Below are 26674 nucleotides of genomic sequence, written 5' to 3'. Positions count from 1 at the left end.
GCCAGCCCGCTCAGAGATGTGTATAAGAGACAGGATGTGCTGTGAGAACGTCGGCGACGCGATGCCGAGTTCGGCCGCGACCTCCTCCCCGGAACACCCTCGGGGCCAGTCGTAGTAGCCGGCCTCGAAGGCGGCCTTGAGGACTTCCAGCTGGCGTCGGTGAGTCGCGATCGCAGTTCCTGTCGGAACGCGGGCCGACTGAACGGCGGCGTGAGCGTGTCGGTTTTCCGTTTCGCGACGAACTCCGCTTCCGGCACGCGCTCGAGGAACGCGTTCGTAATCTCGCCCGCGTCGTGGCGCGACGGCACTTCGGCGACGATCCGACCGGTCCCGTCGCTGCTCCGAACGGTCCGCGGGAGCGCCCCGAGTTTGGCGAGTTCCACCGCCGGGCAGTCCGCGGCGACGAGAACCTCCAAGAGCGCGCCGTTTTCGTGTTCGCGCAGACAGCGAACGTCGGCACCCTCGTGGTCCGACACGAGCGCTTCGACCCGGGACGGCTCGCCGCCGGAGACCGTGAAGAACTCGGCGTACCTCCCGTTCCCGCGGGGGATCATCTCCGCCAGTTCGATCCGGCAGTCGAGTTCGACCGACACTTGGACGAACGGGTACGCGGGCGCAGTGATATCGAATTCGATCTCACGGACTCGAGGTGACCGCTCGCGCTGTTGTGTGTCGCTCATACCGGAAACTGGCCGTTCCAAGGGTACCGATTGGGAAATCGGTTCCGGCAGTGTCGATGGATTCGGACAGCGGGACCCGTCGGGGACTCTCGTCGAGTCGGCCGGCGGAACGTGCTCGTCGAAACGAACGTTTAGGTAGCCGACGCGTCACGTCTCAGCCGAGATGCGACTCGAGGAACAGAGTGCGGCCGTTCGCGACGCCGTCCCGGTCGAGTACGCCGACCTCGTCGTCTCCGTGACCGAACTCGGCGGGACGACGCTGCTCATGCTCCTGCTCGCGGTACTGTTCTGGTGTGTCGACCGCCGTCGCAGCGCGCTCGTGATCAGTTACGCGATCGCCGGACTAGCGCTACTCCTCTCGCTCAAGGCGCTGTTCGCCCTGCCGAGACCGCCGGAAGATGCCATGCTGATCGCGCTCGAGAGAGAACGCGAAGGGTACGGCTTCCCTAGCGGGCACGCGTTCGCGGCAGCCGTCGTCTACGGCGGCCTCGTCTCGGCGTTCGACCGGGCACGAGACCCGCGGGCGTTGCTCGCGGCCGGCGTGATGGTCGCGCTCGTCTCGCTCTCACGGGTCGTCCTCGGTGTCCACTACCTCGGCGACGTGATCGTCGGCGCGGCGTTGGGCGTCGGGTTCGTCGTCGCGATGGACCGGCTCACGCGCGGCGACCCGACGATCGGCTTCGCGGTCGCGCTCGCCCTCTCCGTGCCCGCGATCGCACTCGCCGGCGGGCGAGGGGACGCGCTCCTCGGCCTCGGCGGCTCGATCGGCGGCCTGCTGAGTTCGCTGCGGCTCTCGGCCCTGCCGGCGCTGCGATCCCGGCTCGAGGGGGTCGCGCTCGTCGTCCTCGGCGGGTCGTTCGTTGGCGTCGTTCAGACGGTCGAATCGGCCGTCGCGTCGATCGAACCGCTTGTCGCGGCGCTGTACGCGATCCTCGTGGCGGGTATCTTCTTCGTCCCGGCCGCAGTGGGTCGGCTCGAGATCGGCGTCCTCGAGTCTCGGCGGACGTAATTTGACCGCTACTCGAGCCGAACACACCGCCAGGGTTCGGCGTCACCGACAGGAAGGCGACTCCCAGATGCCTCTCCAGAATTGTGTAAATATCAACAGGTGTCGTTGCAAAAGCAGGGGCTATCTTTAGTGCGTTATTTCGTGTGGCATAGTTCCGAGGATTCGACAATGGACGGCACTCACGCGGCTAAATCAGTCGAATCGGCGCGAACCGAGAACGACGGGTGGGATCGATGAGAGCGCTCACGTGGCACGGCGAACAGGACGTTCGCATCGACGACGTTCCCGAGCCGGAAATCGTCAACCCGACCGACGCGATCATTGAGGTCACGGCCACCGCCATCTGCGGCTCCGATCTCCACCTCTACAACGGCTACATGCCCGGCATGCGGGAGGGCGACGTGCTCGGCCACGAGCCGATGGGCGAGGTGATCGAGGTCGGCAGCGAGGTCGAGACCCTCGAGGTCGGTGATCGGGTCGTCGTCCCCTTTACGATCAGCTGTGGCTCGTGTTGGTTCTGCGAGAACGAGCTGTACTCGCTCTGTGACAACTCGAACCCGAACGCCGAGATGGCGAGTACAATGATGGGGCACTCGCCGGCCGGCCTGCTCGGTTTCTCGCATATGTTGGGCGGCTACGCCGGCGGGCAGGCGGAGTACCTGCGGGTGCCCTACGCCGACGTCGGGCCGATCACGATCGAGTCCGACCTGCCGGACGAGCAGGTCCTCTTCCTCTCCGATATCTTCCCGACGGGGTACATGGCCGCCGAGAACGCGGACATCGAGGAAAACGACACGGTCGCGGTCTGGGGATGCGGCCCAGTCGGGCAGTTCGCCATCCAGAGCGCGTGGATGCTCGGCGCGGACCGGGTGATCGCCATCGACCGCGTTCCGGAGCGACTCGAGATGGCGATGGACCACGGGAACGCGGAAATCATCGACTTCGAGAACGACGACGTCTACGACCGCCTGATGGATATGACCGGCGGTCGCGGACCGGATCGCTGTATCGACGCGGTCGGAACGGAGGCCCACGGCACGGGCGTCACCGGCATCGCCGACCAAGCGAAACAGGAAGCGCGACTCGAGGACGACCGGCCCCACGTGCTCCGGCAGGCGATCAAGTGCTGCCGGAAGGGCGGTACGCTCTCGGTCCCCGGCGTCTATCTCGGGCGGTCGGACAACCTCCCGTTCGGGTCGGTGATGAACAAGGCCCTGACGATCAAGACCGGCCAGACCCACGTCCAGCGCTATCTGAACCCGCTGCTCGAGCAAATCGAGGACGGCGAGATCGATCCCTCCTTCGTCATCACCCATCAGGTTGGACTCGAGGACGGCCCGGAGATGTACGAGACGTTCAACAACAAAGACGACGACTGCATCAAAGTCGTGATGACGCCCTGAGAGCGGGCGGACGGCGGCCGTCGCGCAGCGAGTCGTCGCGCTCGCAGCGATCGCACCCGTCGGCGCGTTGCTCGAGCCGGAAAGCTGCGGCTCACTCCGCCGCATCGGCCGCCTCCCAGAGCGGGTAGAGGTCGTCCTCGATCGGGCCGGTGATCGACTCACCGTCGAGAACGAGTTCGGACTCGCCGCCCCCGGGGTCGCCCACAGTGCCGATCGCCGCGGCCTCGAGTCCGGCGTCGTCGAGCGCCGCGAGACAGTCGTCGACCGCGTCGGCGGGAACGGTCGCGAGCAGCGCCCCGGAGCCGAAGATCCGCAGCGGGTCGACGCCCGCGGCGTCGCACAGCGCCGCGGTTTCCTCGCGGATCGGAACCGCGTCGCGGTCCACCTCGAGCCGGACGTCCGACGCGCGGGCGACCTCGAGCAGGCCGGCCGCGACGCCGCCTTCGGTGGGGTCGTGCATCGCCGTCGCGTACTCCCGGACGATCCGGGCCTCCGGGACGACGCTGATCTCCTCGAGGAACCCTTCGGCGCGCTCGCGGGTCTCGGGATCGACCGCGAGATCGTCGCCGAAGTCGGCTGCGAGGATGGCCGACCCCTCGATTCCTGCGGCCTTGGTGAGAATCACGGCGTCGCCGGGCTCTGCACCGCCGGTCGGGACGAAGCGCTCGGTCATCCCCATCGCCGTCAGCGAGAGGATCGGCCGCTCGAGTTGGTCGACGTACTCCGAGTGGCCGCCGACGATCGACGCGCCGATCTCCCGGGCGGCGGCGTCGAGGTCGCCGGAGATTTCCTCAAGGAGCGAGTTCCCGTCGTCGCCGGCTGCGTTGGCCTCACCCGCCTCGCCGGGGAGTAAGACGACGGCCGTCAGCCAGCGCGGGTCGGCCCCCGAGACCGCGACGTCGTTGGACGCGACGGCGACGCCGAGGGTGCCGACCTGCGAGGCGGCGAGCGAGATCGGATCGGAACTGACCACGAGCGTGCCGTCGCCGTCGGGCCAGTCGATCGCGGCGGCGTCCTCGCCGTCCGCGGGCCCTTGTCGTATCGCCTCGTCCGTTTCGGCCGCACCCGTCCGTTCGAAGACGTGTGCGAGCAGATCGTCCGGACTCACTTTGCCGGGCATACCACGAACTGGGACGATGGGCGGTTTGTAGCTGTCGGAGAACTGTCGCTCGGAGCAGACGGCGCTACGGACAGACAGGAGGATCGCACTGCTGGAAAACCAGCATCGAGCCTGGTGCGCTCTCAGGCGTCGGGCGCGACCGCGTCCATGGTCTGGCGGACCTGCTCTTCGCTCGCGCCGCGCGGGAAGCTGACCGCGATGGCGTCGAGGCCGTCGACCGCCTCGTAGGCCTCGAGTTGCTCGCGGGCGGTCTCGGGATCGCCGACCGCACAGAGGTCGTCGAGGATGGCCTCGTCGACCAGTTCGAGAGCGTGCTCGCGGTCGCCGTCCTGCCAGGAATCGTAGATTTCCGTGGCCTCGTCGTAGCCCTGTCGCTCGAGGGCGTCGCGGTAGAACGTGCCCATCCCGCCGACGTAGAAGCCGATGTGCTGGCGGGCGAGTGCGCGGGCCTCCGCTGGATCGTCGAGCACGCAGCAGGTGACGCCGGCGGTGACCTGGACGTCGTCGGGGTCGCGGTCGCCGAGGTCGGCACCGCGCTCGATGTCCCCGATGCGTTCTGCCATTCCCTCGGGGGTGAGCATAATGCCGTGCCAGCCGTCGGCGAAGCGGCCCGCGAGTTCGACCGCCTTCGGTCCCATGCCGGTGACCTCGATCGGCGGCGGGGTCTCCGGCGGATCACAGCGCAAGCGGAACCCGGATAGGTCGAAGTCCTCGCCGTCGTAGTCGACGGTTTCGCCCGACAGCACCTGCCGGACGATATCGACCGTCTCGCGGGTGCGCCGGAGCGGGTTGCCGTACTCGACGCCGTGCCAATTCTCGATCACGACGGGCCCGCTCGGGCCGAGTCCGAGCCGGAACCGACCCTCCGAGAGCTCCTGTAGCGTCGCCGCCGTCTGGCCCAGCACGGCCGGCGTCCGCGAGTAGGTGTTCAGGATGCTCGAGCCGATATCGATCTCTTCGGTGCGCTCGGCCATCGCGGAGAGGACGGTGACGCCGTCGCGACCCCACGTCTCGGGGAGCCACGCGCAGTCGTAGCCGCCCGCTTCGGCCGTCTGAGCGTAGTCGACGATCGACTCGATCGTCGGCTGTGCGGCGACCGGCAGGTGGACATCTCTGTCAGTCATCGTCAGACACAGACGGAACGCGGCCTTTTGGGTGTATGGGAACTGGCGGTGTGAGAACGAGGGTTTACGCGGGGTCGGCCGAGAGGCCGGGTCGGTCAGATCTCGCGGTCTTCGCTGATCTGGGGGACCCCCTGGGCCGTGACCGTCTCGCCGACGATGTACGACGAGGCGGGGCTGGCGAGGAACTGCGTGAGGTCGGCGATCTCCTCGACGGTGCCGATGCGACGCGCGACTTCCTCGCGGTCGATGTTGTCCGCGGAGACGCCCATCTGGCTCTCGACGCCCGGTGTCGCGACGAAGCCCGGCGCGATACAGTTGACGCGAACGTCGTCCTCGGCCCACTCGTAGGAGAGCGTCGTCGTCAGGTTGATTACTGCCGCCTTGGCCGCACCGTAGGGGCTCATCAGGGGCGAGCCGCGCTGGCCGGCCACGCTGGCGAGGTTGATCACCGCGCCGCCGCCGTCCTTGAGGTACTCCGCGGCGGCGTGGGTGCAGTGATAGGTGCCGTTGATGTTGATGTCGATGATCGTCTCCCAGCCGTTCGGCGAGATGTCGTCGAAGTCGGCCATGAAGGAGGCCCCGGCGTTGTTGACAAGCACGTCCAACCCGCCGAACTCCTCGACGGTGGCCTCAACGAGCGCCTCGACGGCGTCGCGGTCGGTCACGTCGCACTCGACGGCCAGCGCGCGGCCCGGCCTGTCGCTCTCGTTGATTTCCTCGGCGACCGGGTCGACGTTGTCCTGCTCGCGCGAGCAGACGACCACGTCGACGCCGTCGTCTGCGAACCGTTCCGCGATCGATTTCCCGATCCCGCTCGAGGACCCGGTGACGATGGCGACGTCCCCGTCGACGCTGAACTGGTCGGTACTCACGAGCGATCACCTGCGACTGTGATCGGTGTTCGAACTCTTACCATTGTTAGTTCCACTACCCTATTCGTAGCAACTGTTAATAAAGATGGGCATGGATACCGTACCGTTAAGCGAATGGCAAGAGCTGACACAGATAATCACGCGACGGCGTCGGCCGAACGGTCGCCGCCGCAGGGAATCAGAGATTTCATGACTGGACACATGCTCGAATACGACTCGAAGCGGGGACTCGAGAGCGACGGTGGCGCGAGAGACGCGGCCGATCGACCGATGGTCCGGAGGGCCGACCGATGAGCGGGACCGAGCCGGGAGCCGGTGGTCCCGACGAGTGGGAGGCGGTCTTCTGGGACATCGGCGGCGTGATCCTCGCGCTCGAGTCGGTACAGGGCGCACACGCCGAGTTCGTCGCGGACCTGTGCGAGCGCTATAGCGTCGATACGACAGTCGAGGAAGCCGTCGAGACGTGGCGGACGGCGGTCGGGGAGTACTTTCGCGAGCGCGATGGGACCGAGTTCCGCTCCGCGCGGGACGGCTACCACCGCGGCGTCGCGGCGGTCGTCGGCGAGGAGATCCCGCGGGAGGAGTGGCAACCCCGATTCGACGAGATCGTTCGCTCGTCGATCGAGCCGGTTCCCGGTGCCGTCGAGACGATCGAACGCCTCGCCGACCGGGACCTCCACGTCGGCGTCATCAGCGACGTCGACGACGCGGAAGGCCGGACGATGCTCGAGCGGTTCGGCATCCGCGAGTGCTTTGATTCGATCACCACCTCGGAGGCGGTCGGTCGGACCAAACCCGATCCAGCGATGTTCGAAACGGCGCTCGAGACGGCCGGCGTCGACCCCGAGCGGTCGCTGATGATCGGCGATCGCTACGAGCACGACGTGAAGGGGGCCGCCGACGCGGGACTGCACGGGGTCGCGTTCGGAGCCGACGACGGCCCGGCGGTCTCCTACCGAATCGAATCCCCGGACGACGTCCTCGAGATCGTCGAGAGCGGCAGGTAGTACGAAAGACGGCCGCTATCGTATCGGACCCAGTTCCGCCGTCCTCGAGTCGAGCGTCGGTATCCCGCTCGACAGTTTGGGGCCACGCCAGCCGAAACCCTATGTTTGTGAACATTGTAAAACAGTGTTCTCGTCGTAACTATTTTCGTTAATGGGGTACATAGTAGCACACAGCAATGCCGAACGCGAATCGAACTCCGACGACCGCTGCCGGGCCGACCGTTCGCGCAGAGACCGGTACCAAGCATCTCCCATGAGCGAGAACTACTACGAGCGCCTCGTCGACGAGGACGCGCTGGTCGCGTATCTCGAAGCGAACCTCGGCGAGGCCGACGACTACGATATCGCCCGCCATCAGGAGGGCCACTCGAACGAGACGCTGTTCGTCACGTGGGGGGATCGCGAACTCGTGATTCGGCGGCCGCCGCCGGGTGAGACCGCCGACACGGCCCACGACGTGCTCCGCGAGTATCGCGTGACCAATGCCGTCGCCGACACGGACGTACCGGTTCCGGACCCGTTGCTCGCCTGTGAGGACCACGACGTCATCGGGAGCGACTTCTACGTGATGGAGCGACTCGAGGGCGACGTCCTCCGCGAGGGCGAACCCGACCGGTTCGCAGAGCTGGACCACCGCCGTCGGATCGGCGAGGAACTCGTCGATACGCTGGCGAAGGTTCACGATCTCGAGTACGAGGGGATCGGTCTCGGCGAGTTCGGCCGCCCCGAGGGGTACACCCAACGGCAGGTCGACCGCTGGGGGAAACAGCTCTCGTGGGCCTTCGAAGTCACCGAGGACGAACGGGAAGTGCCGGACCTCCACGAGGTCGGCGACTGGCTCCGGGACAACGTCCCAGAAGAGCACCCCCACACGCTCGTCCACGGGGACTACAAGCTTGACAACGTCATGTTCGCCCCCGGAACGCCGCCGGAACTCGTCGGCGTCTTCGACTGGGAGATGGCCACGCTGGGCGACCCGCGGGCGGATCTGGGTTGGATGCTCTCCTACTGGCGCGACGCGAAAGACCCCGAGCCGTCGATTCCCGAACTGACGACCCGCTTCATGGAACAGGAGGGGTACTCGAGTCGGGTCGAACTGGTCGAGCGCTGGGAGGACGGAACCGGCTACGAGTTCGAACACGAGCGGTTCTACCGAACGCTGGCCGTCTACAAGCTGGCGGGCCTCGGCGAGATGTTCTTCCGGCGCTACCTCGAGGGCAACAGCGACGATCCGATGTACCCGAAGATGCGGAATCGAGTACCGGCGCTGGCCGCGCGGGCGAAGCGGATCATCGAGGGCGACGAGCCGCTCTAAGGAGGTCCAGTCGGATTTTGGAGCACTGAGCGCCGCGATCGAGTCCGAACTAACGCGGTATCGGTGCCAGGGGTCGGTCCGGCAGTCGGGCAAGTACCGTCTCGCTGCCGAATAAACGCCTGCAATCATTACAACAGTTTCAGCAGCCGGATGTCAGTATACGGATTGTGAGCGGCCCGAAGCAACTCTTAACAATGGTAAAGCAGTGTCGGTGGAATTAAGACATTTCCCCCCGATGGCACGACCATGTCACTGGACAGCATCGACCGCGTTGCGGTTCTGGGCGCGGGGAACATGGGACACGGGATCACCGAAGTGACCGCAATGGGCGGCTACGACGTCACGATGCGGGACATCAAATCGGAGTTCGTCGAGGACGGCTACGAGTCCATCGAGTGGAGTCTACAGAAACTCGAGGAAAAGGAACTGATCGACGAGTCCGCCGATGAAGTGCTCTCGCGAATCGACACGACGACGGATCTCGAGGAGGCCGTCGCCGACGCCGACCTCGTCATCGAGGCCGCACCCGAGGACCTCGACCTGAAACACGACATCTTCACCGATCTCGAGGAGTACACGACCGAGGACACGCTGCTCGCGACGAACACCTCGAGCCTGCCGATCTCGGACATCGCGGAAGCCGTCGACACGCCCGAGCGCGTGCTCGGCCTGCACTTTTTCAACCCGCCGGTGAAGATGGACCTCGTCGAGGTCATCTACGGCGAGGACACGAGCGACGAGGCCGCCGAAGCGGGCTACGAGTGGGTCGAATCGGTCGGCAAGACGCCGATCTACGTCCGCAAGGACGTCCGCGGCTTCGTCGTCAACACGATCGTCGGTCCCTTCGGCGGCGAACCCGCCTTTATGGTCTCGAACGGGGAGGCGACGATCCGCGAGGCCGACGCGACGATGGCCCACGAACGGGGCTATCCCATGGGACCATTCGAACTCGCCGACCTCACCGGGATCGACGTCGGCTACCACGTCCGCAAGGAGGGCGACAGCCCGATCCCGCCGATCACCGAAGAGAAAGTCGAGGCCGAAGAGCTCGGCCAGAAGACCGGCAAGGGCTTCTACGACTACGAGGACGGTGACGGCGCGGACTACGAGCCCGAGGACGCGGGCGACTTCGACTGGCTCCGCGTCGAGGCCCGCATGATCAACCGCGCAGCCTTCCTCGTCGGCGAGGACGTCGCCACCCCCGAGGAGGTCGACACCGGCGTCCAACTCGGCCTCGGCTTCCCCGAGGGAATCTGCCGACGCGCCGACAAGATCGGCCTCGACAAGGTCCTCGAGAAACTCGAGGAACTCTACGAGGAGACGGGCGAGGACCGCTTCGAACCACACCCGTACCTCGAGGAACTCGTCGCAGAGGGCAAGACCGGCGAGGACGCCGGCGCGGGCTTCTACGACTACGGCGACGCCGAACTCGGCCCCTACCACGACCTGAACTACGACCTCGAGGACGGCCTCCTCGCAATCGAACTCGACCGACCGTCCCGGATGAACGCGCTCTCGAACGACCTGCTCGCCGAGATCGACGACCTGCTCACCTCGGTCGACACCGACGAAGTCCGGTGTGTCACCATCGAAGGTGCGGGCGACCGCGCGTTCAGCGCCGGCGCGGATATCTCCGGCTTCGGCGATACGGACCCGGCCGACATGATGGACGTCACGCCCGCCTTCGAGACGGTCAACGACTTCCCGCGGCCCGTCCTCGCAAAGATCGACGGCTTCTGTCTCGGCGGCGGCCTCGAGCTCGCGCTGGCCTGTGACCTGCGGATCGCCACCGAGCGCTCCTCCTTCGGCGCGCCGGAGATCGGCCTCGGCCTGATCCCCGGCGGCGGCGGGACCCAGCGGCTCACCCGCATCCTCGGGGAGACCCGCGCGAAGGAACTGGTCTTCCGGGGCAACCACATCGACGCCGACCGCGCCGAGGACTGGGGCCTGATCAACCGCTCCGTCGAGCGGGATGACTTCGACGCGACTGTCGAGGAGTTCGTCGACGACCTGCACAGCGGCCCGCCGATTGGCCTGAAAGTCGCCAAGAAAGTCATGAACGAGGGCCAAGACGCCAGCCTCGACGCCGCACTCGCCATGGAGAGTCAGGGCTTCGGCCTCCTGATCAGCACCGACGACGTGCTGGAAGGCACCGCGGCCTTCGCCGAGGACCGCGAGCCCGAGTTCGAGGGCGAGTGAAATGACCGGCGGGTCGTCGGACGCGTCGGGGTGGCCCGAGTGGGCGTCGTTCGTCCAGCAGCACGGCTACCTGTCGTGGCTCGACATCGAGGTCGACTCTCTCGAGGACGGCCGAGCAGTCATCGTCATCGAGCGCAACGAGGAGTTCGAGAACCCGATCGGCACCGACGGGCCGGATCCGGTCCACGGCGGGATCGTCGCGACGCTGATCGACACCGCGAGCGCGTTCGCGCTGCGGAGCACGTTCGAGAACCCCAGCGAGGCCCATCTGACGACCACGGATCTCAACGTCTCGTATCTCCGGCCCGCGACCGGCGACCTGCGCGCCGAAGCCGAGGTGCTCCGCGCCGGCGGCTCGACCGGCGTCACGGACGTCACCGTCGAGGGGGCCGACGGCGAAGCCGCCGTCGGTCGCACCACCTACCGGCTGTTCCGCGACGGCATCGACGGCACCTAACGCGGCCGCTCTCGGTTGGCACCCTCGAGTCGAAAAAGTAGCGACCGACACTGTCGGTTCCGTTCGTCTGAACTGTCCGAGCACCCGCGCCCTCACAGATTCGAGCGCTCGAGCGGTGGCGGTTATCGCTCGTTGCGCTCCTTTCGCAGGTCCTCATAGATCCGGGGATCGGTCTGGAACTTGAGGACGTTGTGGACGGCCGAGTTCCGGATGTTCGCGATGACGTTGCCGTACTCCGTGTAACAGTCGTGGATCCACTGGGAGACTTCCTGCCGGTCGCGGAACATCATCACCGTCTTCCACTGGTACTCCCCGTCAGAGAGGAAGAAAAACAGGGTGTGCTTGTCCGCCTTGATGTACTCCATCGCCTCCCGCCAGTTGTCGGCGAAGTGCTCCGCGTTGAACTTGAACTCGAACAGCGCAAAGATGTAGTACTCCTCGTTCGGGATGATCGCCTCGCGAAAGACGCCCTCGTCGCGCATCCGCCTGATCGACTCGCTGACGGTGACGTGGGAAACGTCGATGTCGTACTCCGCCTCGAGCACCTGTGTGAGTTCCCGCGAGGAGAGTTGCGGATCGTTCGAGAGTTCACAGAGAATCGCGATATCGCGGTCCTTGAAATCCCAGTTCGGTGGTTCGTCGCTCATGGTATCGTGACTGTCGTGGCTGACATATTGTTACACTTCCGCTCCTGTCAGGAATTCACGGAGGCGGTCGGCGTAGGCGTCCGCCCGGTCCTCGGGAACCCAGTGGTAGGCGTCCGACAGCGGTTCGAGTTCGGCATCGGCGATGTCCTCGGCGAGTCGCTCGGCGTAGGCGTAGGGCTGCATAACGTCGTCTTCGCCCCACAGCAACAGTGTCTCGGCGGCGATCGCGCCGTAGTCGATCTCGGTCGTGTGGTTCGTGTTCGTCGCGACGGCGTCCCGAACCAACGACAGGTGACCCTCGTCGGTCAGCCACGGCGCTTTCATGCCAGCGACGAACTCGGGGTCAGCCTCGCCGTAGGCACCCTCGACGAACGCCGAATCGAGCTGTTCCTCGAGGTCTTCACGTTCCAGGTCGGCGGTCGAGGGCAGCCCCAGATTCGAGACGAACTCAACCGGCCACGAGTCGTAACAGACGGCGTTCGAGAGGACGAGTTGCTCGACCCGTTCGGGGTTGTGTGCGGCAAAGCGCAACGCGACGCCGCCGCCGATGTCGTGGGCGACCAGCGCGATCGCCTCGAGCCCGAGATCGTCGAGCAAGGCCTCGAGCATCTCCTCCTGTGCGCGGATCGAGCGGTCGAAGCCGTCGCCCATTGCGGAGTTGCCGTAGCCGACCAGATCGGGCGCGATAGTCCGCCGATCCTCGGCGACTGCCGGGACGATGTCGCGCCAGAGGAACGACCACGTCGGAATGCCGTGAAGGAAGACGACCGGCGGGGCCGCGCTCTCATCTGGACCGTCCTCGTGATAGGCGACCGCGAGGTCGTGGCCGTCGACCGAGACCGTCGTCGACGACTGCTGGTCGCTCCACGCGTCGTGATCGACCATTCAGCTCCCCCCGTTCGCGGCGTCCCCCGATCGGCGGCGGACGGCGGTGAGTCGGCGATTCCGTTGAACTCGATCGTTCCGCGTGGTTTTCTCTCTCATAGTCAGTGGTAACACACCACCGATTCAGCTTCCAAGATAAAGTCAGTTTGGGAGAGGGCTACCGATGTTAACCGCGACTGGCAGCTACTCGTCTTCGGAGCCCGCCGTCAGCCCCGCCAGCGACTCCTCGCCGATCTCCTCGAGGACGTGCTCGTGGAACGACTGGAGCGCGGCGCTTTCGTCCTCGGCGAGGACGACGTCGCTGGCCGACAGGGTTGCGAGGCCGAACGCCCGCGGCGTCGGCGAATCGAGAAGTCGCCGGGAGACGGCGAGGTCGCCCGCGTCGATCGCGCCGACGATGTCCTCGATCTCGCTCACGTTCAGTTTGTCCTCGAGGATCTCGCGGTAGGTCTCCTCGATCACCGCGAACTCCTCTAAGTCCTCGGCGAAACCGAGTAGCATCTCGCTGGAAACCTGCTGTTCGGCCGCGGACTTCTCGTAGCCCTTGTAGCGCTTGAGGATCATCAGCGCGCGCGTCGCGTTGATCCGGAAGTAGCGCTGGAGCAGGTCGGTCCCCGAGAGGGAGGCCCGGAGGTCGTCCCGGACGTCCTCGGCCGCGAGGTCCGCGATGATCCCCTCGATATCGACCTTCCGGTTCAGCGGCATCGAGAGGACGAAGCCGTTGTCCGCGACCGCCACGCGGACGTTCGCGGTCGCCTCCTGGGCACAGCGGTAGGCCAGCAGCCGCGAGAGCCCGTCGTTGACCTTGCGGCCGTACGTCGAGTGGACGTAGTAGTGGCGCTCGTACTCCTCGCGGTCCCGGACGACTTCGACCGCGAGTCGGTCGCTCGTGCTTACGCTCTCCGCGCCCGCGTACTGACACTGGTAGTCGAACAGCCGGGCAATCGCTCGCACGCTGTCGTCGTCCAGCGGGAACTCCCGGAGCCACGCACGGACCCGGGGCGGCCCGCCGGCCGCGTATCGCTCGAGGAGTTCGCCCTGAAATGCGAGGATCTCACAGCCCAGATCGTAGGACAGCGGGAGGCGTTCGGAGTACCACGAGGGGACCGTCGGCCGGGCGCTCGTGCGGTCGACGTAGACCTTCGACCCGCGTCGGTAGCGATACTCGAAGTGGTCGCCGCCGAGGACGAAGACATCGCCCTTCTCGAGGGTATCGAGGTAGGACTCGTCGAGTTGGCCGACCCACTCGTCGCTCGCGCGCGTCTTCACGTCGCAGGCGAACGAATCCGGAATCGTGCCGATGTTGGTCATGTAGATGACCCGCGCGAGGCGGCCGCGTTTCCCGATCAGCACCTCGCCGACGGGGAACTCCTCGTGGTGGTGTTGGCCGTCGGGCGGGTCGTTTTCGTCGCGCCAGACCTTCGCGTAGACGTTCTTTTCCTCCAAGCCGGCGTACTCGGCGGTGAGATACCGCATGAGCGACTCGTACTCGTCCTCGCTGTAATTCCGGTAGGGGTAGGCCCGCCGGAGGATTCGCTTCAGTTCGGCTTCGGGCCTGATCTCCGCGATCGCCATTCCGTAGACGTGCTGGGCGGCCACGTCCTGTGCGTTCTCGGGGATCGACACCGAGTCGACGAACCCGTCTTTGGCCTTTTTGAGCATGACCGCACACTCGAGGAGTTCGTCCCGGTCGAGCGCGATGACCCGGCCGGTCACCGTCTGGCCGACGCGGTGGCCCGCGCGGCCGATCCGCTGGAGGAGGGCGGCGACGGACTTCGGCGAGCCGACCTGCACGACGAGGTCGACGTGGGGCATGTCGATCCCTAACTCGAGGCTCGTCGAGGAGGTGACCACGTCGAGGTCGCCGTCTTTCAGTCGACCCTCGATGTCCTGTCTTACCTCCTTCGAGAGGCTGCCGTGGTGACAGCCCGAGTTGTCCTCGTCGTAGGCGTCGAAGTCCTCCCGGAGGTTGTGGAGGACGCGTTCGGCCCCGGAGCGTGTGTTGGTAAACACCAGCGTGTTCGTGTGTGCCTGGATGTGCTCGTGAAGCATCCGGTAGAACCGCTCTTGGACGACCTCGCGGGGCGTGTTGATCAGGTCGTCCGCGGGACACTCGAGTCGCATGTCGAACTCGCGGGCGAAGCGAGCGTCGACGATCTCGTAGTCCCGTGGCTCGCCGTTTTCCTCGCAGCCGACGAGGAACTCCGCGACCCGGGAGAGGGGCTCGATCGTCGCCGAGCAGCCGATCCGTGTAATGTCCTCCTCGGTCATCGCCTCGAGTCGCTCGAGACTGACCGAGAGGTGGGTCCCTCGTTTGCCCGCCGCCAGCGAGTGGATTTCGTCGACGATGACGTACTCGACGGTCCGGAGCTTCTCGCGGAACTTCGGCGAATTGAGCAGGATCGCGAGGGTTTCGGGGGTCGTATTGAGAATGTGGGGGGTCTCCTCGAGCATCTTCTGGCGGTCGCTCGAGGAGGTGTCGCCGTGCCGGATCGCGTGACGGATCTCACCCATCGACTCCGCGCCGTCGCGCTCGGCGACGATGTCTTCGATTCCCTCGAGGGGGACCTCGAGATTGCGGTGAATGTCGTTCGCGAGGGATTTCAGCGGCGAGACGTAGAGACAGTAGACGGAGTTCTCGAGACCGTCGGGTTCCTCGCGGTCTCGCTCGTAGAGGTAATTGATGATCGAGAGAAACGACGACATCGTCTTCCCCGATCCGGTCGGCGCACAGACCAGAGTGTTCGTCCCGTCGTGGATCTTCGGGATGGCCCCCTGCTGTGGCGGCGTGAAGAAGCCGTCGTTCTCGGGAACGAACTCGCCGAATTCCTCGAGCCACCACTCCTGTACCGCGGGCTCGAGCAACTCGAACACGTCGCCGTCCTCGATCGCGGCGTCGGCCGGATCGAACGGAAGGGCATCGTCGGAAACCGGCAACTCGAGGCGCTCGTTCCCGTCCATTACCGTCGTCTCGGGGACCGGCGTGTAAGAGGGTTTGGACAGCGTGGTGAAAGTGAAATCGGCGGGAGCGGGATCGAAATCGGTCCGGCCGACGGATCACGGAACTCGCTCCGATCCGTACCGAAGCCACAATACAGATAGTCCCCCGTTCGTGACATTCAGGAAATGGTATCGTCGCGGTCCACTGCAGGGCTCCTCCTCGTTCTCCTCGTCGGACTCGGTACGGTCGGCTTCGTCGGGGGAACGACGGTCGTCGATCCCGATTCCGACGGGGTCGCGCCGGTGGCCGAGATCCGCGACGGGACCGCGGTCTTCGACGCCGACACCGACGGCGACGGCCTCGAGGACGGGGCCGAACGGCGATACGGGACCGACCCCACCGCGGCCGATACCGACGGCGACGGACTCGACGACGGTACGGAGGTGTACGAGATCGGAACGGACCCGCTCGAGGAAGATAGCGACGGCGATGGCCTCGCGGACGGCACGGAGGTCCGCGAGTACGGCACCGATCCGACCGAGGCGGACACGGACGGCGACGGGCTCGCGGACGGCGACGAAGTGCGCGAGTACGACACCGATCCGCTCGCGGTGGATTCGGACGACGATAACCTATCCGATTTCGACGAACTCGAGGAGTACGGGACCGAGCCCACGACCGCTGATACGGACGGGGACGGCCTCGCGGACGGCCCGGAAGTGCTCGAACACGAGACCCAGCCCACCGTCGCCGATACGGACGACGACGGGCTCGCCGACGGCGCGGAGGTCCGCGAGTACGGCACCGACCCGACCGATGCGGATACCGACGGCGACGGGCTAACCGACGGTTCGGAAGTCAATCGACGGGATATCTTCCCCGAGGCCGACCCGCTCAGAACGGACATCTACGTCGAAGTCGACACCATGGAGCGAACCGACCTCGAGCGCCGCGAGGCCGAACGGATCGCCAGCGAGTTCGAGGACGCCCCGCTCGAGAACCCCGACGGCTCGACCGGCGCGGACCTCCACGTGACCTTCGACGAGACGATTCCGTGGGACTCGGAGACCGACGTCGGCGACCTCAACCGGATCCGGGCGCAGCATTTCGATCAGGAGGGGCTGGGCTATCACTATCTGGTCATCGTCGACGACGTCGCCGGCGATACGAACACGGGGAACGTCATCGGCAAAGCCGGACTCGGGACGATGATGGTCGAATCACAGTCGGGTCGCGACCAAACGGGATCGACCGCGATGCACGAACTGGGTCACTCGCTCGGCCTCTCGAACACCGATTTCGAGGGAATCGACACCGACGAGTACCGCTTTAGCAGCTACTCGAGCGTGATGAACTACAACGCGCCGCGTGACTACTACGGCTTCTCCGCGAGCGACGGCAGTAGCGACTTCGACGACTGGGGCTACCTCGACGACCACATGTTCACGCCGGCGACGTCGTTCGTCGGGTCGGACGACTGACTCGAGGTTCGTAACTGACCACCGCCATCGAGGAACTCGTCACCCCGTTTTCGGTGGGTCGTCGGAATGCGAGTCGACTGCGAAGTCGTGACGCTGCGATCGCTCGAGCGTCGTTCCGATCCGAGACGATCGGTCCTCCAGCCTCGGTCAGCGGGGGACTATCATCATTCGGCGACTCTCGAGGACGCCGGCATTCGGCGGGACGCCATCCACATCGAGTGATCGGCTACGCCCACCCTGTGCGGGTGCTCTTGCTTGCGGTAGTCGTGCTCGGACCTTCATCGGCGGCGTGCAGACGGCGGGCTACTCGACTATCGAGACGCTCACACGAACGACACCGAGTCCATCATGGCCACGACCGACTGGAACGAACCGATCGACGCGACGGACGTAACCGACGACCTCGAGGGCCTCTCGTGGCCTTCGGGCGCTCGAGTTCCGACGCTCGAGAACTCATAGCGGCCCCTCTCGTGCATTGCGAACCGCACGTGTACACTCCGGGCAGAGCCGGCGAAGTGCGTCGACGCGATCACCGCATCGCTCGCACTCGTCGGATTCAACGAGGCGGCTCATCGTGAACCACCGTCTGTTCGATCAGTTCCCAGCTGTAGTGATCGATCGGTATGGTCCCAATGAATCGGGTTTTCGAGCCGGTATCTTATTGAGAGCCACTGCTCGAGTACAGGTATGATCGGTACAGCGACGCTGATTATCGCAGTTACATTCGTTGTCGCGATGGTGCTGACGCTCGGTATTCTCCTTCGGCTGCTGAAAACCGCCGACGGACTGTGACCAGTACCGCTCGAGGGCTGTCCACCATCGGCGAGAACGTCCCGATCAGCGAGAGCGCGACGAACGTCCTCGCCGGTCGCTTGGTGGGCCGGATGGGCGATGGGCGTCCGACTCCCGACATCGTACAGCTGACTCGCGGGAACGAACTCATCACACATCGGCCTCACCTCCGTGACGGCCGGGCAATGTCTCTGGGTTCGGAACTGAAACGTCGATGCCAGCAGCGGAGCCGCGGCTCAGTCGAGCGTAGGTATCGCAGTCCCCGTAGCGGTGAGCGCGATCGCCGTCGTCACCGAAGACGCGGCGGAACCGGTCGGTGACGTGGGCTCCACAATGCTTGCACGTCGAGCGGTCGACTGACGGCCACGGAGCGACCGTCACGCCGACCACCTCCGAGTAGTCTGTCGACTACGTGGTAATATACCGAAACCGAGAATTGGATTTTCGGCCGTCTCAGGGGTATGAGACGTTAAGAGTTGAACACTTGGAAAATTTCGAGTGGGACCGCCGAGAATTGAACTCGGGTCCTACGGACCCCATCCGCAGAGGATACCACTACCCCACGGTCCCGCACGTGAACCGATGGTCGTCTTCCGCTTAAGGGTGTCGTTTCGTTACCGGTTCGTCACCGGGTTTCACGGCCTCGAGCACGAGACCACTACTCAGACCAGCACCCGCTCGAGGTCGACGACGACCCCGCTTTCGGCGTCGACGCTGCCGGCGAGTTCCCCCAGACAGACCGCCGCGCCATTGGGCGTGTAACAGGCCACCAGCGCCCCGTGATCGATCCCGTCGTCGGCCTCGAGCACGCCCGGTGCGTAGACGGGTGCCCCGTGGGCCACCTCGCGGGCCGCGTTCTCCGCGATGACGACGCTCGGAATCCCCTCGAGAATCCGTTCGGCGGGGTCGACGACATCGTACAGCGGTCCGGGATCGCCATCCTCGAGCCAGAACCCGAGTGCGTCGAGGAAGTCCTGAGCGCTGTGCAAGGTACTGTCGTCGAACGGGTCCGTCGCGGTTCGGCGTAGGTGTCCCATGTGGCCGCCGGTTCCCAGCGCCAACCCGAGGTCGTGACACAGTTTGCGGACGTACGTCCCGCTCTCACAGCGGATACGCAGGAGGAGGCGACGCTCCTCGGTCTCGAGCACCTCGAGATCGTACAGTTCGCGCACGCGCAGGCGACGGGATACCGCGCTCTTCCGGGGCGGTTTCTGATAGATCGGTCCCTCGAACTCCGCGACGACCGATTCGGCGTCGGCTGGAACCGGCGCGTGACACTCGAGGACGGCGACGTACTCCTTGCCGCCCTCGAGGAAGACCTGTGCGAGCCGGGTCGCATCCCCGAGCATGACCGGGAGACAGCCGGTCACCTTCGGATCGAGGGTGCCGGCGTGGGCGGCGCGATCGATCGTCGATTCGACGCCGCGCTCGGCCAGCGTGTCGACGACGGCGTCCCGAAGCCACCCGCTGACCTGATGCGAGGAGGGGCCGGGCGGCTTGTCGAGGTTGACGACGCCGAAGGTGAGCAACTCGGCGGGCGACCGGTCCGCTGGTGGGCCACGTAGGCTCATCAGAAGTCGTACTCGACGCCGGTTACGAGTGCCTTCCCTTCGTCCCCGTCGGCGTCGTAGCGCTCGACGGCGGTGACGAGCATGTCGAGAACGGCGTCGGGCTCCCAGCGAGCCGTGTTAACCGAAAGATCGTAGATTGTCAGGTCTCGAATGTCGATCCCGTAGTACTCCTCGTAGCGCTGGGCCTCGCTGGCCTCGCGTGCCTGCGTTTCCTCGGTCGCACGCACGGGGTCTTTGTCCTCGCGATCGGCGATCCGTTCGCCGCGAACCCGTGCCGGCGCATCGAGCCAGAAGCGGAAATCGGCCTGCTCGCCGGCCAACCAGCCGGCGAGTCTGGACTCGAGGACCAGATCGTCGTCCTCGACGGCGATCTCGCGCAGTCGCTGGTCGAGGTCGCGATCGATCTCGTCGTTCTCTTCGGCCAGTTTGTTGAACTCGAGGGGCGTATAGCCACGCTCGTCGGCTAGTTCGCGGAAGATGTCACCGCCGCTGACGTGGTCGAGATCGAAGGCCTCGGCGAGCAACTCGGCGGTCGTGCTCTTCCCGCTTCCCGGCGGGCCGGAGACGGTGAGTAACATACTCACTCTGCGAGGGGCCGGGTAAAATGGGTTTTGAATCAGCGAGCACGACAGCGGCCGCGTCTGCGGACGCGAGCAGTAGAGTATGAGAGAAGCGCTATCGAATCGGGGCCCTGCGAGCCGGCTCAGCTACTCGACGGCGACATGTCGATGTTCAGCGACTTGCGGAGGAGCTGGGAGAACCCCATCGAGCACAGGAAGTACCAGACGATCCAGGCCGGCATTGGGCCGAACAGTCCCGACTGCCAGTTGGTCTCGCCGACCAGCGGCATGACGACGGTCGCCTCCGCGCCGTCGATCCCGACCGACTGGATCTTCCAGTACATCCAGAGGAACAGCGGGATCGTCAACAGCATGATCCAGACCATCGGCCGGAACTGCTCTTTGAACATCCCGAGGTTGTCCGCCATGGCCTCCATCTGTTCCTCGCGGGCGCGTTCGATCTCGTTTTCGATACGCTCGATTTCGGCTTCGCTCGCCCCGCGTTCCTCGGCGTCTTTCTTCTCCTGACGAAGGTCCTTTTGCTCCTGTTGGACTGCCTGCATCCGCTCTTGGTACTTCCCCATGACCTCCGTGTTCATCAGGTTCGCCTGCAGCAGCGACGAGTAGAGACCGGTGATCAACGCGACCGAGAGAATCACGCCATAGAACGGCAACGCCGCGTCGAGCGGCCCGAGAACCGCGTTAATCGTACTCCCGACGACGTTCCGGATCGAATCGAACCAGTAGCCGGGCATCAACAGCAACGCGCCGACGCCGGCGAGCTTGTCCCACTGCGACCAGCTCGACTCTTCCTCGTCGATATCGACGTCGGCCGCGCCGCTGCCATCGCCGTCACCGTCGAGGGCCCGGTCGTAGGCCTCGCGATCGGCGATCTCGAACCCCTCGTCGCCGTCGACTAACACTCCTTTCTCGATCAATCTCCCCCACTGTCCGCTCGTCAGGTCGTCGCTGACGTCGGCCCACTGGACCTCGCCACCGTTCCTGTCGGCTTCCTCGCGGATCGCCTCGAGGGCGCTCGCCATCGAGGAATCCTCACGGACGAGGGCGTCGATCTTCTCGGCTGTACGCGTCATCTGCTTTGTGCTAGGCGTCGTCCGGTATACAAGTGTTTTTCTTCGGCCGGCAGTCGCAAACGGAGGGGTTGTCACCGCAGATATTCGGCAGACATAGTGTTATATTGTAATGTGATCGAGAAATTCTATACTCATCACACTATTCCGGCACCGTTTATTACCGTTTGTTGCTGTGAAATGATAGTCGTGTACTGTTTTGAGAATTTATTATAGTTCACAATAGAAGAAATATACCGGGCGCAGATTTTTATAAGATGAATAGTAATAGATCAGCCAACGAATGTATAGACGAGGGAGGGGGCCATCAGCGGCCGAGTCAACGGAACGTGGTGCGAGTCAGCAGGTCGGACTCATACTTCTATTCGGATTGGTTATTATTGGTGCTGCGCTCGTCATCGGTGTCGGAATGGTCGCCTTAGATTCGATTCAGATGCAAGCTACAGGCGAACAGGAAACACAGACCCTGCGACAGTTTGACCAGGATTTGACAGGGACGTTGAACGACGATGCAACGGGATCAGTATACCTTGAGGAAGGAGAATACAACATCTCGAACAGTAGCCAAATCCGTATCACTAGCTCAAACGGTTTCGAAGAACTCTCTAACGAGACCATCCCCATGGGAACGCTTACCCAGAAAGGAGAATCCGGCAACATATTCGGCTATCAGGCCGGCGGTATTTGGAAAAACAACGGCGGGAGCACAACTGTGGTCTCGAGACCAGATCTTCGATACTACAAAGACGGTGAATACGGTCGGATTGATTTCTCTGTTACGAACCTGACCGGAAACGCTGGACCCGGCGAAAACACGGTGACAAGCCAGAAATCAACCACTTCAGAAGTGGATACCCCTAGCCAAGGAGAGTTTGTAAGTCACGTCGAAATTACTGTCGAAGGGACACAGTATCATGACGGGTGGTACCGATTTATGAGCGACGAGTTCAACGCTACCGATGCCAAAAGTGACAATTGTGATTTCGATGTCGACGTTAGCTTCGATCAGAACCTCATTTGTCACGATCCGGGCGACCAAACGGTGACTGTCATCGCAACGATCGACGGAAACAATCCGTTCGCACACCACGTCGGGATCGAACCGACGATATACGGCGGACTCTCCGCCGACAGTATCGATAGTATCAACGGCGGCAGTTACGAGGACGATCTGAACGTATCGGGATACTCGAACCACAATCGAAGTAACGCATCACATGATCTGTTTACCGTCGATAGCGGTTTCGAACTCAGCGATGGTGCCGATATCGAAGGCTATCCCGTCATCAACGGACAGATCGATCCAAAATTTGATTCGGCAGTCACTCCGATCGGATACGTCTCGGATCCCAATTTCGAAACGCGTGATGCCAATCGAAGATACACGACAAACGGTACGGACGTTGCCCATTTGACGGACTCCGTGATCGCGGCGAACATGTCGAGACCGTTCGACAGTCACGAGGGTATCGATAGTGAGATTGAAGACAGCGCACTCAGCTATCTCAAGGATCACGACTCGAACGAGAAGGTGACCAGTTTCGGTAGTGGGAAGGATTCAATTGATGAATCGGGACGGTATTACACGGACGAGTTCAACGTCAATTCGATCAACACGTCGGATGGCGACGTTCACATCGGTGTGGGTGGATTCAAAGGGGGAACCCTTTCGGATTTGACGGTCACGGGGGAAAATCAGGTGTACATCTACACCGACGAGAGCGTGACGATAGGCGAGGTAGATACCAACAATCAAGCGGGGACGTTCTGGTTGTACGGAACGAGCAGCACGGCGATCACGTTCGAAAACGACGCCAGCTTTGAAGGCGTTATTTACGCGCCGGGCAGCCAACTTGACATAGAGGACCATGCCGAAATCACGGGGGCAGTCGTCGGTGGGGCGACCAAAATTGGCAACAACGTGACGATCAATTTCGATCGGTCGCTTCGAACTGACGTTCCAATTTCGGACGAAGATCAGGATATTACGGTCGAGGAGGCACGATCAGAGCTCGACGTGACCTTCGTCCTTGACGGTTCCGGATCGATGGGAGACACTGGAACGGTGACTGGAGATTATTGGCAGGATCCGCCGGATCCTAGGTGGGCAGGTACGTCTACCTTGTCAGTTGTTTCAAACGAGACTCACTCGCTTGAGGCTCGTCAGTGTATAAGTTGGGGTTGGATTTCTTGTCAGGAATATAGTGAGGGGGTCGAAATTGAACCAGGCGAATCATTCGACTATTCACACGATGTTCGGGTTAAAAATGGTTCAAGTAGTACCACTGTCACTGTCGAATACGGAAACGACCCGCACGAACTTCGATCTGATGCAACCAAGGACTTTATTGGAAGTCTGAATGAATCGACCGACCGAGTCGGAGCATTCGAGTTCGATACTGGAGGAAAAACGTTCCACAATTTGAGCGACGAGTTCGATAGTGTAAACGAAAGTATCACGGTCAGCGCTGGTGGACAGACAGATATGTCTCAGGGTATGGAACTCGCTCTAAACCAGCCATATGATCCGAATCATGATCGCGTCATGGTCCTTTTGAGCGACGGTAAAAACTCGGATGAGGATGCTAATACCAGAACAGAAGACAAAATCGAAGATGCAATTAGCAAAGATGTAACCATCTACACGATCGGTCTCGGAAATGATCTCAACGAAACACTATTGAAAAAAGCTGCGACTGATACCGGGGGAGAGTATTATCCGATAGATGATGACGAAGAGCTTAAGGAAAAATTCAATCTCATTGCAAATCGGGTGACTGCAGACGAAGATATCACGTTCAACGTCGGTGATATACCTAATCCAGGTGAATCCTCGAGTGATTACGTGGTCAACGTCGAGACTCAGCAGGTGCGCATCGAAAATTAACCTACTCGCATATACCGACTCAATTCACGTCGCTATTATACCGTTTCAAGTATTATTAAATTCCAGATAATTATGATAGAGCAGCTAGATCTTCGCTGTTCGTGGAACAGGCCTTCTTTGTATCCGTAGATGCAAAGGGAATCCGGTCGCTATCACAATCACATCATCTCCTATACTTCCGATTGCGTCGACAACACACATATGATAATGATTGAACAATTTACTATCGTTTAACAGAAGAATAGACCATAGAGAGGATACATACCAAATTTTCTGTGTAGGCGTTCGTAGTGAATAGGAACTCTAAACAGAGATAAACAATTCTGGAAGATATGATCGGACGAGCGTCTTATCATCTAAAGAGAAAATATTCTGAGCATGAATTCACGGTGCGGTGGGTGCGTGATGGGGGCACGAGGGCAAGCCTCCGTGTTAGCGGTGATCCTGCTGATCGGGATGGTTGCTATCGGCAGTATCGGTATTTTGCTTGTTGGGACCGAAGCGATGGCGACTGCCGAACAACAGTCTGAACAGGAACGGATCGAGCAGTCGTTCGTCCAACTCAGTCAGACGATGACGACATCGGCGACCGCGACCGATGTCTCACAGTCGATGGATTTCGATGCCGGCAGCAGTGGAGCGATTACGCAAACAGAAGCCGGCAACATTACGATCGATTCCAAGTATCTCAATCAGTCTGAGGAGTACAATGGAACGGGCAATCCGCTCGAGATACCGATCGGTGCGATCGAATACGAGAGTCAGGAGGGGACGACAGTCGCGTACCAAGCGGGAGGCGTATGGCGGGGCACCGGTGAGAATACGCAGATGGTCTCCGCACCGCCGCTTTCCTACAAAAACGAGACGCTCATTCTGCCGGTGACATCCGTCAGTGAAGATCAGGAGCTCGGATCGGGCGATATCCGACTGACACATACTGATACGGAGTCCTACGGGTCCATTCCCCTCGAAAACGAGACCGTGACGATGACGATCTACAGTGACTACTCGAAGGGATGGGAGACGTATTTCGAAACACAGGTCGGCAGTGCAGTCGTCCAGGAGTCGAATCACACCAGTGATACGCCGTTCGTCAAAGTCGCGCTGACCGACCTCGACGCGGAAGGCGCGTTCGACTCTGGTCTAACGATCTCGGACACGGCGGGCGAACAAGGGGGCGTAGATCACGTCGACGAGAACGTGCGACGCGGATCGATGCCGGAAATGGACAACATCATCGATCAAATGGTTGATGATGTTAACGAGACCGGGAACCGAAGTTGGGCGACGGACGACGTTGATGGACCGTGGACGATCGGTGAAGATGAAGACGACTCGGAGTTCTCTGACGGGCTCTACTTCGCCGACGGCATTCATCTGGACGGAAATGGTGATCCGGTTACGTTTAATCTCGAGGACGGAAACGCGACAGTCGTAGTTGATGGTAATATCACGGTAGATGGTGGTGAATTACGCGTCGAAAATTGGGAAAGCAGTACTGGTACAGACCACCGGTTGAAAATATACACAACTGGTAATGTTAATTTACAAGGTGGGGAGATGCATGTTGATTCTATCGACGAAGTCGACGCTGCACAACTCCAAGTATACGGAACATCGACGCTATCGGCCGGGTTCAAGGGTGGTACATTCGAGGGTACCCTCTACGCACCAAGTGATGATTTCGACGGACCAAATGAGGTGATACAAAAAAAGGGAGGCGGAGGTGGCCAATGTAACGGAGAGCAAGTATGTTCTCTCTCCAATCCCACAATCCGTGGATCTATCGTCGCAAACTCGGTCCACTTTCAGGGAGGTTCTGGAAACGACTTCGAATACGATACCGACCTAAAGAATGCTGGAATTGACGTTGAGCCCGATAATTATTCCTTCCCGCCGAAGATTACGTACCTCAATATCGCCCGACACAAGGTCGATGTCGAGCAGAATTAATTAGGGAACTACGCCGCGTCGTCGATCGTTTCCTTCACGTCTTCCCAGACCGCATCGGGTGCCTGCTCGCCGTCGACTCGCTCGAGGACGCCCTCGTCCTCGTAGTGCTCGATAACCGGTTCGGTGTTCTCCCGAAACACCGACAGTCGCTCTTTGACCGTCTCTTCGGTGTCGTCGTCCCGCTGGACCAGGCGCTCCTCGACTTCGGGGTCTTCCGGCGGGTTGTACTCGACGTGGTAGATGTCGCCCGTCTCGGGATCCATCCGTCGGCCCGTCAAGCGGTGGACGAGTTCGTCTTCACCGACATCGAGATAGAGCACCACGTCGAGGTCGGTCATGTCCTCGAGTTCTTCGGCCTGCTCTACGTTCCGCGGATAGCCGTCAAGGACGAAGCCATCGGCTTGACTGAGCGCCTCGTCGACGATGGCGTTGACGACCTCGTCGGGGACGAGTTCGCCCTGATCCATGTACTCGCCCGGCGTGTCGTACTCGGTGTCCATATCGGAGATGTCCATCTCCTTGTTGTTCCGGAGGGCATCGCCGGTCGTGATATGATCGACGTCGAACTCCTCGGTGATCTTTGCACTCTGAGTCCCCTTACCAGCCCCGGGCGCGCCCAGGATCAGGATTCGTGGCTGAGCCATACGCCCTCGTTCAGTGCCGGCACATAAAGGCTTAAA

21 protein-coding genes, 1 tRNA gene and 1 pseudogene are annotated in these 26674 nt (G+C 62.6%); 9 read left to right on the top strand and 14 right to left on the bottom strand.

From position 1 onward, the window contains the following. Both C489_RS22600 and C489_RS22595 read right to left on the bottom strand, forming a co-directional pair. Nucleotides 1–150 (bottom strand): helix-turn-helix domain-containing protein (locus C489_RS22600; protein WP_239642048.1); only part of this gene is annotated, 150 nt, incomplete at its 3' end. A 128-nt stretch (nucleotides 151–278) separates the two neighbouring features. Next, nucleotides 279–680 (bottom strand): annotated as a pseudogene (locus tag C489_RS22595) (bacterio-opsin activator domain-containing protein); the annotation flags it as partial. Between the two features lie 163 nt (nucleotides 681–843). On the opposite strand from C489_RS22595, the gene C489_RS09530 reads away from it, so the two are divergent. Together C489_RS09530 and C489_RS09525 are read left to right on the top strand one after the other, a co-directional pair. After that, nucleotides 844–1689 carry a phosphatase PAP2 family protein gene (locus C489_RS09530; protein WP_006431028.1) on the top strand — a complete coding sequence of 282 codons (846 nt, stop codon included), beginning with the start codon at nucleotides 844–846 and terminating at the stop codon, nucleotides 1687–1689. A gap of 233 nt (nucleotides 1690–1922) precedes the next feature. Further along, a complete protein-coding gene (locus tag C489_RS09525; protein WP_006431027.1) occupies nucleotides 1923–3092 on the top strand; it encodes a zinc-dependent alcohol dehydrogenase in 1170 nt (389 codons plus the stop codon). A 91-nt stretch (nucleotides 3093–3183) separates the two neighbouring features. Here the strand turns inward: C489_RS09525 and C489_RS09520 are convergent, their stop codons facing one another. The 3 genes from C489_RS09520 to C489_RS09510 form a co-directional block, all read right to left on the bottom strand. Beyond that, on the bottom strand, nucleotides 3184–4212 hold the full coding sequence (locus C489_RS09520; RefSeq protein ID WP_006431026.1) for an AIR synthase family protein: 1029 nt from the start codon (nucleotides 4210–4212) through the stop codon (nucleotides 3184–3186). Between the two features lie 122 nt (nucleotides 4213–4334). Next, nucleotides 4335–5336 carry a TIGR04024 family LLM class F420-dependent oxidoreductase gene (locus C489_RS09515; protein ID WP_006431025.1) on the bottom strand — a complete coding sequence of 334 codons (1002 nt, stop codon included), beginning with the start codon at nucleotides 5334–5336 and terminating at the stop codon, nucleotides 4335–4337. Between the two features lie 95 nt (nucleotides 5337–5431). Then, entirely contained in the window at nucleotides 5432–6208 is a 777-nt protein-coding gene (locus tag C489_RS09510) for an SDR family NAD(P)-dependent oxidoreductase (protein WP_006431021.1), read from the bottom strand. Between the two features lie 290 nt (nucleotides 6209–6498). Between C489_RS09510 and C489_RS09505 the strand changes: the two genes are divergently transcribed. The 4 genes from C489_RS09505 to C489_RS09490 all read left to right on the top strand — a co-directional run bounded on the left by C489_RS09505 (nucleotide 6499) and on the right by C489_RS09490 (nucleotide 11186). After that, nucleotides 6499–7215, top strand: coding sequence for an HAD family hydrolase (locus C489_RS09505; RefSeq protein WP_006431020.1), 717 nt, complete (start codon nucleotides 6499–6501; stop codon nucleotides 7213–7215). Between the two features lie 253 nt (nucleotides 7216–7468). Further along, a complete protein-coding gene (locus C489_RS09500; RefSeq protein ID WP_006431019.1) occupies nucleotides 7469–8530 on the top strand; it encodes a phosphotransferase family protein in 1062 nt (353 codons plus the stop codon). Between the two features lie 246 nt (nucleotides 8531–8776). Next, complete coding sequence (locus C489_RS09495) at nucleotides 8777–10729, top strand: 3-hydroxyacyl-CoA dehydrogenase/enoyl-CoA hydratase family protein (protein WP_006431018.1); 1953 nt, start codon at nucleotides 8777–8779, stop codon at nucleotides 10727–10729. A 1-nt stretch (nucleotide 10730) separates the two neighbouring features. Continuing rightward, nucleotides 10731–11186: a PaaI family thioesterase gene (locus C489_RS09490; protein WP_006431017.1), complete on the top strand. Its 456-nt coding sequence runs from the start codon at nucleotides 10731–10733 to the stop codon at nucleotides 11184–11186. A 122-nt stretch (nucleotides 11187–11308) separates the two neighbouring features. On the opposite strand, the gene C489_RS09485 is transcribed toward C489_RS09490, so the two are convergent. The 3 genes from C489_RS09485 to C489_RS09475 all read right to left on the bottom strand — a co-directional run bounded on the left by C489_RS09485 (nucleotide 11309) and on the right by C489_RS09475 (nucleotide 15679). Continuing rightward, on the bottom strand, nucleotides 11309–11833 hold the full coding sequence (locus C489_RS09485; RefSeq protein WP_006431016.1) for an Lrp/AsnC family transcriptional regulator: 525 nt from the start codon (nucleotides 11831–11833) through the stop codon (nucleotides 11309–11311). Between the two features lie 30 nt (nucleotides 11834–11863). Further along, a complete protein-coding gene (locus C489_RS09480; RefSeq protein ID WP_006431015.1) occupies nucleotides 11864–12718 on the bottom strand; it encodes an alpha/beta fold hydrolase in 855 nt (284 codons plus the stop codon). 183 nt (nucleotides 12719–12901) lie between these two features. Continuing rightward, nucleotides 12902–15679, bottom strand: a complete 2778-nt coding sequence (locus tag C489_RS09475) for an ATP-dependent helicase (protein WP_006431014.1) — start codon at nucleotides 15677–15679, stop codon at nucleotides 12902–12904. Between the two features lie 165 nt (nucleotides 15680–15844). Between C489_RS09475 and C489_RS09470 the strand changes: the two genes are divergently transcribed. Further along, entirely contained in the window at nucleotides 15845–17140 is a 1296-nt protein-coding gene (locus C489_RS09470; protein WP_006431013.1) for a zinc metalloprotease, read from the top strand. Nucleotides 17141–18082: 942 nt separating this feature from the next. Here the strand turns inward: C489_RS09470 and C489_RS22590 are convergent. The 5 genes from C489_RS22590 to C489_RS09450 all read right to left on the bottom strand — a co-directional run bounded on the left by C489_RS22590 (nucleotide 18083) and on the right by C489_RS09450 (nucleotide 21157). Continuing rightward, nucleotides 18083–18322, bottom strand: coding sequence for a DUF7563 family protein (locus C489_RS22590; RefSeq protein ID WP_083902792.1), 240 nt, complete (start codon nucleotides 18320–18322; stop codon nucleotides 18083–18085). 109 nt (nucleotides 18323–18431) lie between these two features. Beyond that, nucleotides 18432–18502 (bottom strand) — tRNA-Pro (locus tag C489_RS09465). A gap of 92 nt (nucleotides 18503–18594) precedes the next feature. Beyond that, a complete protein-coding gene (locus tag C489_RS09460) occupies nucleotides 18595–19503 on the bottom strand; it encodes an RNA-guided pseudouridylation complex pseudouridine synthase subunit Cbf5 (RefSeq protein ID WP_006431012.1) in 909 nt (302 codons plus the stop codon). Next, complete coding sequence (cmk, locus tag C489_RS09455) at nucleotides 19503–20081, bottom strand: (d)CMP kinase (RefSeq protein ID WP_006431011.1); 579 nt, start codon at nucleotides 20079–20081, stop codon at nucleotides 19503–19505. Before cmk ends, C489_RS09460 begins: the two co-directional genes overlap by 1 nt. 125 nt (nucleotides 20082–20206) lie before the next feature. Further along, on the bottom strand, nucleotides 20207–21157 hold the full coding sequence (locus C489_RS09450) for a DUF106 domain-containing protein (protein WP_006431010.1): 951 nt from the start codon (nucleotides 21155–21157) through the stop codon (nucleotides 20207–20209). Nucleotides 21158–21437: 280 nt separating this feature from the next. On the opposite strand from C489_RS09450, the gene C489_RS09445 reads away from it, so the two are divergent. Both C489_RS09445 and C489_RS09440 read left to right on the top strand, forming a co-directional pair. Continuing rightward, on the top strand, nucleotides 21438–24041 hold the full coding sequence (locus C489_RS09445; RefSeq protein WP_083902791.1) for a vWA domain-containing protein: 2604 nt from the start codon (nucleotides 21438–21440) through the stop codon (nucleotides 24039–24041). A gap of 405 nt (nucleotides 24042–24446) precedes the next feature. Further along, complete coding sequence (locus C489_RS09440; RefSeq protein WP_049890748.1) at nucleotides 24447–25994, top strand: DUF7289 family protein; 1548 nt, start codon at nucleotides 24447–24449, stop codon at nucleotides 25992–25994. Between the two features lie 8 nt (nucleotides 25995–26002). On the opposite strand, the gene C489_RS09435 is transcribed toward C489_RS09440, so the two are convergent. Next, on the bottom strand, nucleotides 26003–26638 hold the full coding sequence (locus C489_RS09435) for an adenylate kinase (protein WP_006431007.1): 636 nt from the start codon (nucleotides 26636–26638) through the stop codon (nucleotides 26003–26005). Between the last annotated feature and the right edge of the window lie 36 nt (nucleotides 26639–26674).

The organism is Natrinema versiforme JCM 10478, from assembly GCF_000337195.1.
GTDB classification, from domain to species: Archaea; Halobacteriota; Halobacteria; order Halobacteriales; family Natrialbaceae; genus Natrinema; species Natrinema versiforme.
The sequence above is the reverse complement of the archived record's forward strand: the minus strand, read 5'-3'. Positions and strand labels throughout refer to the sequence as shown.

What these genes read in the sequence shown, in the direction of transcription:
- C489_RS09440 (WP_049890748.1), top strand. Translation starts at nt 24,447, where the DNA reads ATGGGGGCACGAGGGCAAGCCTCCGTGTTAGCGGTGATCCTGCTGATC.
- C489_RS09480 (WP_006431015.1), bottom strand. Translation starts at nt 12,718, where the DNA reads ATGGTCGATCACGACGCGTGGAGCGACCAGCAGTCGTCGACGACGGTC.
- C489_RS09445 (WP_083902791.1), top strand. Translation starts at nt 21,438, where the DNA reads ATGTATAGACGAGGGAGGGGGCCATCAGCGGCCGAGTCAACGGAACGT.
- C489_RS09460 (WP_006431012.1), bottom strand. Translation starts at nt 19,503, where the DNA reads ATGAGCCTACGTGGCCCACCAGCGGACCGGTCGCCCGCCGAGTTGCTC.
- C489_RS09485 (WP_006431016.1), bottom strand. Translation starts at nt 11,833, where the DNA reads ATGAGCGACGAACCACCGAACTGGGATTTCAAGGACCGCGATATCGCG.
- C489_RS09450 (WP_006431010.1), bottom strand. Translation starts at nt 21,157, where the DNA reads ATGACGCGTACAGCCGAGAAGATCGACGCCCTCGTCCGTGAGGATTCC.
- C489_RS09520 (WP_006431026.1), bottom strand. Translation starts at nt 4,212, where the DNA reads ATGCCCGGCAAAGTGAGTCCGGACGATCTGCTCGCACACGTCTTCGAA.
- C489_RS09495 (WP_006431018.1), top strand. Translation starts at nt 8,777, where the DNA reads ATGTCACTGGACAGCATCGACCGCGTTGCGGTTCTGGGCGCGGGGAAC.
- C489_RS09530 (WP_006431028.1), top strand. Translation starts at nt 844, where the DNA reads ATGCGACTCGAGGAACAGAGTGCGGCCGTTCGCGACGCCGTCCCGGTC.
- C489_RS09470 (WP_006431013.1), top strand. Translation starts at nt 15,845, where the DNA reads ATGGTATCGTCGCGGTCCACTGCAGGGCTCCTCCTCGTTCTCCTCGTC.
- C489_RS09490 (WP_006431017.1), top strand. Translation starts at nt 10,731, where the DNA reads ATGACCGGCGGGTCGTCGGACGCGTCGGGGTGGCCCGAGTGGGCGTCG.
- C489_RS09525 (WP_006431027.1), top strand. Translation starts at nt 1,923, where the DNA reads ATGAGAGCGCTCACGTGGCACGGCGAACAGGACGTTCGCATCGACGAC.
- cmk (WP_006431011.1), bottom strand. Translation starts at nt 20,081, where the DNA reads ATGTTACTCACCGTCTCCGGCCCGCCGGGAAGCGGGAAGAGCACGACC.
- C489_RS09435 (WP_006431007.1), bottom strand. Translation starts at nt 26,638, where the DNA reads ATGGCTCAGCCACGAATCCTGATCCTGGGCGCGCCCGGGGCTGGTAAG.
- C489_RS09515 (WP_006431025.1), bottom strand. Translation starts at nt 5,336, where the DNA reads ATGACTGACAGAGATGTCCACCTGCCGGTCGCCGCACAGCCGACGATC.
- C489_RS09475 (WP_006431014.1), bottom strand. Translation starts at nt 15,679, where the DNA reads ATGGACGGGAACGAGCGCCTCGAGTTGCCGGTTTCCGACGATGCCCTT.
- C489_RS09500 (WP_006431019.1), top strand. Translation starts at nt 7,469, where the DNA reads ATGAGCGAGAACTACTACGAGCGCCTCGTCGACGAGGACGCGCTGGTC.
- C489_RS09505 (WP_006431020.1), top strand. Translation starts at nt 6,499, where the DNA reads ATGAGCGGGACCGAGCCGGGAGCCGGTGGTCCCGACGAGTGGGAGGCG.